13 protein-coding genes are annotated in these 10,641 nt (G+C 43.1%); 12 read left to right on the top strand and 1 reads right to left on the bottom strand.

The annotated features are described in order from the left end of the window. Nucleotides 1-31 precede the first annotated feature (31 nt). The 12 genes from D8847_RS10670 (at nucleotide 32) to lepA (ending at nucleotide 10,364) form a co-directional block, all read left to right on the top strand. The gene (locus D8847_RS10670; protein ID WP_156025221.1) at nucleotides 32-178 is read left to right on the top strand and encodes a hypothetical protein; all 147 of its coding nucleotides are present in this window, start codon (nucleotides 32-34) and stop codon (nucleotides 176-178) included. Continuing rightward, on the top strand, nucleotides 179-556 hold the full coding sequence (locus D8847_RS10010) for an SdpI family protein (protein WP_000506903.1): 378 nt from the start codon (nucleotides 179-181) through the stop codon (nucleotides 554-556). A gap of 110 nt (nucleotides 557-666) precedes the next feature. After that, the gene (truB, locus tag D8847_RS10005) at nucleotides 667-1,545 is read left to right on the top strand and encodes a tRNA pseudouridine(55) synthase TruB (protein WP_125841451.1); all 879 of its coding nucleotides are present in this window, start codon (nucleotides 667-669) and stop codon (nucleotides 1,543-1,545) included. A 112-nt stretch (nucleotides 1,546-1,657) separates the two neighbouring features. Then, complete coding sequence (gene udk / locus D8847_RS10000) at nucleotides 1,658-2,296, top strand: uridine kinase (protein WP_001181372.1); 639 nt, start codon at nucleotides 1,658-1,660, stop codon at nucleotides 2,294-2,296. A gap of 128 nt (nucleotides 2,297-2,424) precedes the next feature. After that, entirely contained in the window at nucleotides 2,425-3,765 is a 1,341-nt protein-coding gene (gene xseA / locus D8847_RS09995) for an exodeoxyribonuclease VII large subunit (protein WP_084854407.1), read from the top strand. Further along, nucleotides 3,743-3,955, top strand: coding sequence for an exodeoxyribonuclease VII small subunit (locus D8847_RS09990; RefSeq protein ID WP_000043230.1), 213 nt, complete (start codon nucleotides 3,743-3,745; stop codon nucleotides 3,953-3,955). Before xseA ends, D8847_RS09990 begins: the two co-directional genes overlap by 23 nt. After that, nucleotides 3,952-4,827, top strand: coding sequence for a polyprenyl synthetase family protein (locus D8847_RS09985; RefSeq protein WP_084854405.1), 876 nt, complete (start codon nucleotides 3,952-3,954; stop codon nucleotides 4,825-4,827). The genes D8847_RS09990 and D8847_RS09985 overlap by 4 nt, the downstream gene beginning before the upstream one ends. After that, nucleotides 4,820-5,635 (top strand): TlyA family RNA methyltransferase, encoded by an 816-nt coding sequence (locus tag D8847_RS09980; protein ID WP_125841450.1) that lies wholly within the window; start codon nucleotides 4,820-4,822, stop codon nucleotides 5,633-5,635. The genes D8847_RS09985 and D8847_RS09980 overlap by 8 nt, the downstream gene beginning before the upstream one ends. Continuing rightward, nucleotides 5,628-6,059, top strand: a complete 432-nt coding sequence (locus tag D8847_RS09975) for an arginine repressor (protein ID WP_001034409.1) — start codon at nucleotides 5,628-5,630, stop codon at nucleotides 6,057-6,059. Before D8847_RS09980 ends, D8847_RS09975 begins: the two co-directional genes overlap by 8 nt. Nucleotides 6,060-6,065: 6 nt before the next feature. Next, nucleotides 6,066-7,733, top strand: a complete 1,668-nt coding sequence (gene recN / locus D8847_RS09970) for a DNA repair protein RecN (protein ID WP_125841449.1) — start codon at nucleotides 6,066-6,068, stop codon at nucleotides 7,731-7,733. Continuing rightward, a complete protein-coding gene (locus D8847_RS09965) occupies nucleotides 7,734-8,462 on the top strand; it encodes a metallophosphoesterase family protein (RefSeq protein ID WP_125841448.1) in 729 nt (242 codons plus the stop codon). It begins immediately after the preceding gene. 78 nt (nucleotides 8,463-8,540) lie between these two features. Further along, nucleotides 8,541-10,364, top strand: coding sequence for a translation elongation factor 4 (gene lepA / locus D8847_RS09960; protein ID WP_125841447.1), 1,824 nt, complete (start codon nucleotides 8,541-8,543; stop codon nucleotides 10,362-10,364). A gap of 62 nt (nucleotides 10,365-10,426) precedes the next feature. Here the strand turns inward: lepA and D8847_RS09955 are convergent. After that, nucleotides 10,427-10,641, bottom strand: a 215-nt coding sequence (locus D8847_RS09955; RefSeq protein WP_142999092.1) for a transposase, incomplete at its 5' end; no start/stop codon positions are given.

The following is a 10,641-nucleotide window of genomic DNA, read 5'->3' as shown; positions in this document are numbered from 1 at the left end:
AGGATAGCACGTTCTAGCGCACGTGTAAAAAATGCTACAAAGTCAAATTGAGCAATTGCGCGATGATTTTGAGCGTGAACGTACTCAACTAGTGGATCAAATCGATCAAAAAGACAAGCAGATTGCTGACATGATCGGAATCTATCATTTAGAGGTAAAAGTAATGGAGGGAATTTAAATGGGATTTAGGATATTCATGCTAATCGTAGTTTTACTTATTCCGTTAACTATGCTTTTATTTGGCTGGCTNTTTTTCAGGAGAACACCGAAAGAAATCAATTATTTCTTCGGATACCGAACAAAAAGATCCATGAGAAATGAAGAAACATGGAAGTTTGCGAATCAATATTTGGGGAAAGTATGGTATCTTTGCGGACTACTTTCAGCACCTCTCTCCGTGATTGCCATGGCCATTGTTTTTGAAAAGGGAACGGAGACAATGAGTACTGTTGGCTTTATTATCACGATGATTCAGACAATCCCTTTAGTTGGCGCGATGATTTCAACAGAGATTGCATTGAAGAAAAACTTTGATGAAAACGGGAGAAGGAAATAAACGAGGTATATCCATCACTAGAAGAAAAGCAGCAAATCTTTTGTTACAAAAGATAATTACATTACAATTCTTGAAGAAGATATTTCATGAATGAAATCAGAAAGCAACACATGAACGGTATTATCAACTTAAAAAAAGAAGCGGGGATGACCTCGCATGACGCGGTTTTTAAACTGCGTAAGATTTTGGGAACCAAGAAGATTGGTCATGGTGGGACCTTGGATCCAGATGTGGTGGGTGTTTTGCCAATCGCGGTTGGCAAGGCAACCCGTATGGTCGAATTTATGCAGGATGAGGGCAAGGTCTATGAGGGAGAGATTACTCTGGGCTATTCAACGACGACCGAGGATGCTAGTGGGGAAGTGGTCGCAGAGACACCTGTTTTGTCGCCCTTGGATGGAACCATTGTCGATGAAGCGATTGCTAGTCTGACTGGGCCTATTACTCAGATTCCACCGATGTACTCGGCTGTTAAGGTTAATGGTCGCAAGCTCTATGAGTATGCGCGTGCTGGTCAGGAAGTGGAGCGTCCAGAACGTCAGGTGACCATTTATCAATTTGAACGAACAAGTCCGATTTCTTATGAGGGCGAACTTGCACGTTTTACCTTTCGTGTGAAATGTAGTAAGGGGACTTATATCCGTACCTTGTCTGTTGACTTGGGAGAGAAGCTGGGTTATGCGGCCCATATGTCCCATTTGACTCGGACGAGTGCAGCAGGTTTACAGTTAGAAGATGCCTTGACTTTGAATGAAATTGCTGAAAAAGTGGAGGCTGGTCAACTGGACTTTCTCCATCCTCTAGAGATTGGAATAGGTGACCTTGTCAAAGTTATCCTAACTCCAGAACAGGCTACAGAAGTGCGATTTGGTCGTTTTATTGAGTTAGACCAAACAGACCAAGAATTGGCTGCCTTTGAGGGGGATAAATTGCTAGCCATTCTAGAAAAAAGGGACAATTTTTACAAACCAAGGAAGGTTTTTAGCTAGTTTAACTAGAGTGTGGGGATGGAATCGTTTCCCCCTAGACTATCCAAATCAGACTATAAATTTTGAAAAAAATATGATAGAATAGACGACGGATAAAAAAACGGAGGATAGCATGCAAAATAGACCAATCATTATCGGAGTGACAGGTGGTTCTGGTGGTGGTAAGACCAGTGTTTCAAGAGCCATTTTATCGCATTTTCCTGATGAAAAGATTTCCATGATTGAGCATGATTCATACTACAAGGATCAGTCTCACTTGACTTTTGAAGAGCGTGTCAAAACCAACTACGACCATCCATTTGCCTTTGATACAGACTTGATGATCGAGCAGATTAAGGAATTGTTGGCAGGGCGCCCAGTGGACATTCCGACTTATGACTATACAGCCCATACACGGAGTAGCAAGACCTATCGTCAGGAGCCTCAGGATGTCTTTATCGTTGAGGGGATTCTGGTCTTGGAGGACAAGCGCCTGCGCGATTTGATGGACATCAAGATTTTTGTGGATACGGATGATGATGTGCGTATTATTCGTCGGATCAAGCGTGATATGGAAGAGCGTGGACGTAGCCTTGACAGTGTCATTGAGCAGTACTTAGGTGTAGTTAAACCTATGTACCACCAGTTTATCGAGCCGACCAAGCGCTATGCGGATATCGTCATTCCTGAGGGAGTCAGCAATACAGTTGCTATCGACCTTTTGACCACTAAGATTGCAAAGATTTTGGAAGAAGCGCGAAACAGTAAATAATCAGATGAGGAGGCCTAGCCTCCTTTTTCTATTTTTCCTTTAGTTTCAGTAGGAAAAAGGTGATTTTTAAGCATGTTTTTGGTATAATAATACCCATGGAAAAGCAAGAAAATGAATAGTAGGTGGAGATGGAAAAGTATTTATCGGTAACAACTTTGACCAAGTATCTGAAAATGAAATTCGATAAAGACCCTTACTTGGAACGGGTCTATTTAACTGGTCAAGTTTCCAACTTTCGTAAACGACCTACTCACCAATATTTCTCTTTAAAAGATGACCATGCAGTTATTCAAGCAACCATCTGGTCTGGGATTTATCAAAAATTAGGTTTCGACTTGGAAGAGGGAATGAAAATCAATGTGATTGGGCGTGTGCAGGTTTATGAACCGAGTGGGAGCTACTCCATCATCATTGAAAAGGCTGAGCCTGATGGGGTTGGGGCGCTTGCGATTCAGTTTGAACAACTCAAGAAAAAATTGACAGAAGAAGGTCTGTTTCAAGAACGGTTCAAGCAACCTCTTCCCCAATTTTCTAAGAGAATTGGTGTGGTGACCAGTCGCAGTGGAGCTGTTATTCGAGATATCATCACGACCGTCAGCAGACGTTTTCCTGGTGTTGATATCCTTCTCTATCCGACTAAGGTACAAGGTGATGGAGCTGCGGAGGAAATTGCTCGAAATATTGCGCGTGCCAATCAACGTGAGGACCTAGATGTTCTCATCATTGGTCGTGGTGGTGGTTCGATCGAGGATCTCTGGGCCTTTAACGAAGAAATTGTGGTACGGGCTATTTTTGAATCTCGCTTGCCAATCATTTCTAGTGTTGGGCATGAGACGGATGTGACCTTGGCAGATTTCGTAGCGGATCGTCGGGCGGCAACGCCAACGGCTGCAGCAGAACTGGCAACACCTGTAACTAAGTTGGATCTCTTGACCCATTTGCAAAATCAGGAAAAACGGATGGCAACAGCAGTTCAGAATGTCCTGTCAAGAAAAAAAGAAGCTTTGAAAAAATGCAGTCAGTCAGTCATTTTTAGACAGCCAGAGCGCTTGTATGATGGCTATTTGCAACGGTTAGACCAACTGCAACTGCGTTTAAAACAAAGTTTGCGAACACGGATTTCTGATAGCAACCAGCTAGTCCAAGCAAGGGCGCATCAACTAGTCCAATTATCACCTGTTACCAAGATCCAGCGTTATCAAGACCGTCTAGGTCAGTTGGACAAGCTCCTACGTAGCCAAATGGCGCTGGTTTATGACGCCAAGGTTGCTGAAGTCAAGCGACTTTCAGAAGCACTGCTGATGTTGGATACCAGTCGAATCGTGGCGCGTGGATATGCTATTGTCAAAAAAGAAGAGTCCGTAGTCGATTCTGTTGAGATGTTGAAGAAAAAAGACCAAGTAACGCTTTTGATGCGAGATGGTCAAGTAGAATTAGAGGTTAAAGATGTCAAAACAAAAGAAATTTGAGGAAAATCTAGCAGAACTGGAGACCATTGTCCAAAGTTTAGAAAATGGTGAAATCGCTCTGGAAGATGCGATTACTGCCTTTCAAAAGGGCATGGTCTTGTCAAAAGAGCTCCAAGCGACGCTGGACAAGGCTGAAAAGACCTTGGTCAAGGTCATGCAAGAAGACGGAACAGAAAGTGATTTTGAATGAAGAAGCAAGAAAAATTAGCTCTTGTCGAGTCGGCTTTGGAAAATTTTTATGGAGACCAGCAGTTTGCCTCTAGTTTGCGAGAGTCTGTTCTCTATTCCATTCATGCTGGTGGCAAGCGAATTCGCCCATTTCTCTTGTTAGAAGTTCTGGAAACCTTGCAAGTTGCTATCAAACCTGCTCATGCCCAAGTGGCTGCGGCCTTGGAAATGATTCATACAGGGAGCTTGATTCACGATGACCTTCCAGCTATGGATGACGATGATTATCGTCGGGGACGCTTGACCAATCACAAGAAATTTAGTGAAGCGATGGCCATTTTGGCAGGAGACGCCTTGTTCCTAGATCCCTATGCCTTGATCGCGCAGGCAGATTTGCCAAGTCAGATCAAGGTGGACTTGATTGCCAACTTATCCCTTGCTTCAGGTAGTCTAGGCATGGTGGCAGGGCAGGTTTTAGATATGGAAGGCGAACACCAGCATTTGTCCTTGGAAGAACTTCAGACTATTCATGCCAATAAAACAGGTAAGTTACTAGCCTATCCTTTCCAAGCAGCTGCTATCATAGCAGAATTAGCACCAGAAATCCAAACAAAACTGAAAATGGTTGGTGAATTAATTGGACTTGCCTTTCAAGTTCGAGATGATGTGCTGGATGTGACAGCTAGTTTTGAGGAAATCGGCAAGACTCCACAAAAGGACTTGCAGGCAGAAAAGTCAACCTATCCAGCCTTGTTGGGTTTGGAAGAGGCCATTTCCTTTTGTAACCAAACTTTGGATCAAGCCGAGGCTAAATTAGAAGAAATCGCCCAGCAAGTCAGCTTTGAAACAGCGCCGATTGTGAAAATAGTAGAAAGTTTGAGAATCAATGGCTAAGGAAAGAGTGGACGTACTAGCTTATAAACAGGGTTTGTTTGAAACGCGTGAACAAGCCAAGCGCGGTGTCATGGCTGGACTAGTCGTAGCAGTCCTGAATGGAGAACGCTTTGATAAACCAGGAGAAAAAATCCCAGATGACACTGAGCTAAAACTCAAAGGTGAAAAACTCAAGTATGTCAGTCGTGGTGGTCTAAAACTGGAGAAGGCCTTGCAGGTATTTGATTTGTCAGTGGAGGGAGCGACAACGATTGATATTGGGGCCTCCACTGGAGGATTTACTGATGTCATGTTGCAAAATGGTGCTGAGTTAGTCTTTGCAGTCGATGTTGGCACCAATCAGTTGGCTTGGAAATTACGTCAAGACCCACGGGTTGTCAGCATGGAGCAGTTTAATTTTCGTTATGCTGAAAAGACTGACTTTGAGCAGGAACCGAGCTTTGCCAGTATTGATGTGAGTTTCATTTCCCTCAGTCTGATTTTGCCTGCTTTGCACCGCGTCTTGGCTGATCAAGGTCAAATTGTAGCTCTGGTTAAGCCGCAGTTTGAAGCAGGTCGTGAGCAAATCGGGAAGAATGGAATCATTCGCGATGCCAAGGTTCATCAAACTGTCCTTGAATCTGTCACTGCTATGGCAGTTGATCAAGGTTTTTCAGTGCTTGGATTAGACTATTCACCAATCCAAGGTGGACATGGAAATATCGAATTTTTGGCATATTTGAAAAAGGAAGAGGGAGCAAGTAACCAAGTTGCTCCTGAAATAGAAAAAGTTGTAGAGAGAGCACATAGAGAATTTAAAGATGAATAAAAAAGAGAGACTTGAAAAAATTAGAAGATTTGTTACGGATTATCAGATCGGGACTCAGGAAGAAATTGTTGAGTACTTGAGGGAAGCAGGTATTTCTGCTACTCAAGCCACTGTATCAAGGGATATCAAGGAGCTTGGGATTGTTAAAATTCCTTTGAAGAATAATACCTATATCTATGAATTGCCAAAATCAATTGTTAAGAGTTTGCAGTTGGCTGAGGACAATATTGTGAGTTCTGAGTTAATGGGAAATATGATCAACCTTTCTGTCATTCCTGGAAATACTATTTTTGTGAAGAGTCAGTTGGTTGAAGCATTTTCTGAACAGATTTTTAGCTGTCTAGCTGATGATGATTCTATCTTAATTGTAGCTAGAACAGCAGAGGCAGCTGAAGAAATTGTTGAACAAGTCAAAAAATGGTAGGTCAGTATGTTACTTGAAATTTCGATAAAAAACTTTGCCATTATTGAGGCGATTTCCCTCAATTTTGAAAAGGGTATGACTGTTTTGACTGGGGAAACGGGTGCTGGAAAGTCTATCATTATCGACGCTATGAATCTCATGTTGGGGGCTCGGGCAACGACAGACGTTATTCGTCATGGTGCTTCTAAGGCAGAGATTGAGGGGCTTTTCTCGGTTGAAGATAGTCGCCTTTTGCAGGAACTTTTTGAAGAGCAAGGTTTAGAATTGGGTGATGAGATTATCATCCGCCGGGAAATTTTGCAAAATGGTCGTAGTGTTAGTCGCGTGAATGGCCAGATGGTCAATCTTTCTGTCTTGCGTGCTATTGGGCAACACCTTGTGGATATACATGGTCAGCATGATCAAGAAGAGTTAATGCGTCCTCAACTGCATATCCAGATGTTGGATGAGTTTGGTAATGCTGCTTTCTTGGACTTGAAGGAGACCTATCAAACGAGCTTTGATGCCTATCGCAAAATGCGTAAGCAGGTTCTAGAAGTCAAGAAAAACCAGCAGGAACATAAGGCTCGTATTGAGATGTTGGAATTTCAAATGGCAGAGATTGAGGCAGCAAACTTGCAGGCTGGTGAAGACTTGGCTCTTAACCAAGAACGAGATAAACTCCTCAATCATAAAAATATTGCGGATACGCTAACCAATGCCTACAGTATGTTGGACAATGAGGAATTCTCCAGTCTTGCTAATGTCCGTTCAGCCATGAATGACATGGAAAGTGTTGAAGAATACGACCCTGAATACCGTGAAATTTCAAGTTCTCTATCAGAAACATACTATGTTTTAGAAGATATTACAAAGCGTTTGGAAGATATTATTGAGGACTTGGATTTTGATGGCAATCGCCTCATGCAGGTTGAGAATCGCCTAGATCTTCTGAATACTATTACCCGCAAGTACGGTGGAACTGTGGACGATGTTTTGCTTTATTTTGCCAAGATTACGGATGAGTACAATCTCTTGACGGGTAATAATCTTTCTTCTGAAGACATGGAAGCAGAGCTCAAGAAATTGGAAGTCAATCTTGTTGATTTGGCAGGGCAGCTCGCATCCGCTCGTCATGATTTGGCCCAGCAGCTTGAAGCTGAGATTAAGCAAGAATTGCAAGACCTCTATATGGAGAAGGCACAATTCCAGGTTCGCTTTAGTAAGGGTAAATTTAGTCGTGAGGGGAATGAAACGGTCGAGTTTTACATTTCCACCAACCCAGGTGAGGACTTTAAGCCTTTGGTCAAAGTTGCATCTGGTGGGGAATTATCCCGTCTCATGTTGGCTATCAAGTCTGCCTTTTCTCGCAAGGAAGGGAAGACCAGTATTGTCTTTGATGAGGTGGATACGGGAGTTTCAGGTCGTGTGGCTCAAGCCATCGCTCAGAAGATTCATAAGATTGGCCAACATGGTCAGGTTCTTGCTATCTCTCACCTTCCACAAGTGATTGCCATCGCGGATTATCAATTCTTTATTGAGAAGATTAGTGATGAGCATTCTACGGTGTCGACGGTTCGTCTCTTGACTATAGAAGAGCGAGTAGAGGAAGTAGCTAAGATGTTGGCTGGGGAAAATGTAACCGAAGCTGCCCTTACCCAAGCCAGAGAATTATTGCAAACGAGGGAGAAATAAATGACAGACTATTATGTAATTGGAGATGTTCACGGAAAGGCAGGTATGCTAGAAGATCTGCTTAGAACCTGGGATGGTCAAACTCAGTTGCTCTTTCTAGGGGATTTGATTGACCGTGGTGAAGACAGTCGACGTGTTCTAGAAATGGTCAAAGACTTGGTCGACAATCATGGAGCTATCTGTCTATCAGGAAACCATGAGTATATGTTTCTGACTTGGCTCGATGACCCAGAAGAAAGCTATGACCATTATCGTCGCAATGGTGGAGATACAACCATTAACTCTATTTTAGGTCGTCCCTTGGATGCACCAGTTGATGGCGTAGAAGATGCCAAACGGGTTGCGACTGAAGCAGCAGACTTGGTCGAATTTATTCGTCAAATGCCATTTGTAGTAGAGACAGACAAGTATATCTTTGTTCACGCGGGTATTGACTTGACCTTGGATGATTGGCATGAAACAACAGATTACAAGAAAGTCTGGCTCAGAAAACCATTCCACGAAGCCGAAAATCATACTGGAAAAACCATTGTCTTTGGGCATACACCAGTTTATGGTTTGCTAAAGCAAGACCGAGGTACTGCTGAGCTTTGGATAACAGAGGATGGCAAGATTGGCATGGATGGAGGAGCTGTTTATGGTGGTGTCCTTCATGGGATTGTCTTTACTGACCAAGGAATGACCGAACACCACTTTATCGAGAATGATGGCTTTATTGCCGAAGATTAGTACTCCTAGCAGGGTATGGTCTTGTCAAAATGTTAAAAACAATTTATAATTAATAGATACCCTGAAAGGAAGAGCATCATGAACTTAGAAGATTTGAAAAAACGACAGGAGAAGATTCGGAACTTCTCTATTATCGCCCATATTGACCATGGGAAATCAACCCTAGCAGACCGCATTTTGGAAAAGACGGAGACGGTTTCTAGTCGTGAAATGCAAGCCCAGCTTTTGGATAGTATGGATCTTGAGCGTGAACGTGGGATTACCATTAAGTTGAATGCCATTGAGCTTAATCACACTGCTAAAGATGGCGAGACCTATATTTTCCACTTAATTGACACGCCAGGGCATGTGGACTTTACCTATGAAGTGTCGCGTTCGCTAGCAGCCTGTGAAGGAGCGATTTTGGTGGTTGATGCGGCCCAAGGGATTGAGGCGCAAACTCTTGCTAACGTTTATCTAGCCTTGGATAATGATTTGGAAATTCTGCCAGTCATTAACAAGATTGACCTACCAGCAGCTGATCCAGAGCGTGTGCGTACAGAGATTGAGGATGTCATCGGACTGGATGCCAGTGAAGCAGTCTTAGCTTCAGCCAAAGCTGGTATTGGTATTGAAGAAATTCTTGAGCAGATCGTAGAGAAAGTTCCCGCACCAACTGGTGATGTTTCAGCTCCATTAAAAGCCTTGATTTTCGACTCAGTTTATGATGCTTACCGTGGGGTTATCCTGCAAGTTCGTGTTATGGACGGAGTGGTCAAACCTGGCGATAAGATTCAGCTCATGAGCAATGGCAAGACCTTTGATGTGACTGAGGTGGGAATTTTCACACCGAAAGCAGTAGGGCGCGATTTCCTTGCGACTGGTGACGTTGGTTACATTGCAGCTTCTATCAAGACGGTTCAAGATACCCGTGTGGGTGATACAGTTACCTTGGCAACCAATCCTGCGGAAGAGCCATTACATGGCTACAAGCAAATGAATCCTATGGTCTTTGCAGGGCTTTATCCAATCGAGTCTAATAAATACAATGACCTTCGTGAAGCCCTTGAAAAATTGCAACTCAACGATGCCAGCCTTCAGTTTGAACCAGAAACATCGCAGGCGCTTGGATTCGGTTTCCGTTGTGGATTCCTTGGGCTTCTCCATATGGATGTTATCCAAGAGCGTTTAGAGCGCGAGTTCAATATTGACCTCATCATGACAGCTCCGTCTGTTATCTATAAGGTTAACTTGACCGACGGGGAGTCTATGGATGTTTCTAACCCATCAGAGTTTCCAGACCCAACCAAGATTGCGACTATTGAAGAACCTTATGTTAAGGCGCAAATCATGGTACCACAGGAGTTTGTTGGAGCGGTGATGGAACTGGCTCAACGCAAGCGTGGGGACTTTGTGACCATGGACTATATTGATGACAACCGTGTCAATGTTATCTATCAAATTCCACTTGCTGAAATCGTCTTTGACTTCTTTGATAAGCTTAAGTCTTCGACGCGTGGTTATGCAAGCTTTGACTATGAATTGTCAGAGTACCGTCCATCTAAGCTGGTGAAAATGGATATCCTTCTCAATGGTGATAAGGTGGATGCCCTCAGCTTTATCGTTCACAAGGATTTTGCCTACGAACGTGGGAAACTCATCGTTGATAAGCTCAAAAAAATCATCCCTCGTCAACAATTTGAGGTTCCAATTCAAGCAGCAATTGGGCACAAGATTGTGGCCCGTACTGATATCAAGGCCCTTCGTAAGAACGTACTTGCCAAGTGTTACGGTGGTGACGTTTCTCGTAAACGCAAACTCCTTGAAAAACAAAAGGCAGGTAAGAAACGGATGAAAGCTATCGGATCAGTAGAAGTCCCACAAGAAGCCTTCCTTAGCGTCTTGAGCATGGATGAAGAATAGAAATAAAAAAAACTCTTGAAGATTTTTCGGCTCTTTGTCAACTGTAGTGGGTTGATGAAAAGCTATACCCTGGAGAGGACCAAATTGGTTCTCTCCTTTTTGATGTTCAAAGCAATGAGAATTCTAGTTTTAAAGTTGTCAAAGTTCCGAAAGCCAAAAGCATTTCGCTTGATGACTTTGATGAGGTTATTGGTAGCCTCTAGTTTTGCGTTTGAGTAGGGAAGTTCCAGTGCATTCATGATCTTGTACTTATCTTTCAAAAAGGTCTTAAAAATAG

It is taken from the genome of Streptococcus mitis (assembly GCF_003942795.1).
GTDB classification, from domain to species: domain Bacteria; phylum Bacillota; class Bacilli; order Lactobacillales; family Streptococcaceae; genus Streptococcus; species Streptococcus mitis_BJ.
This window is presented reverse-complemented; position numbering and strand designations above follow the sequence as displayed.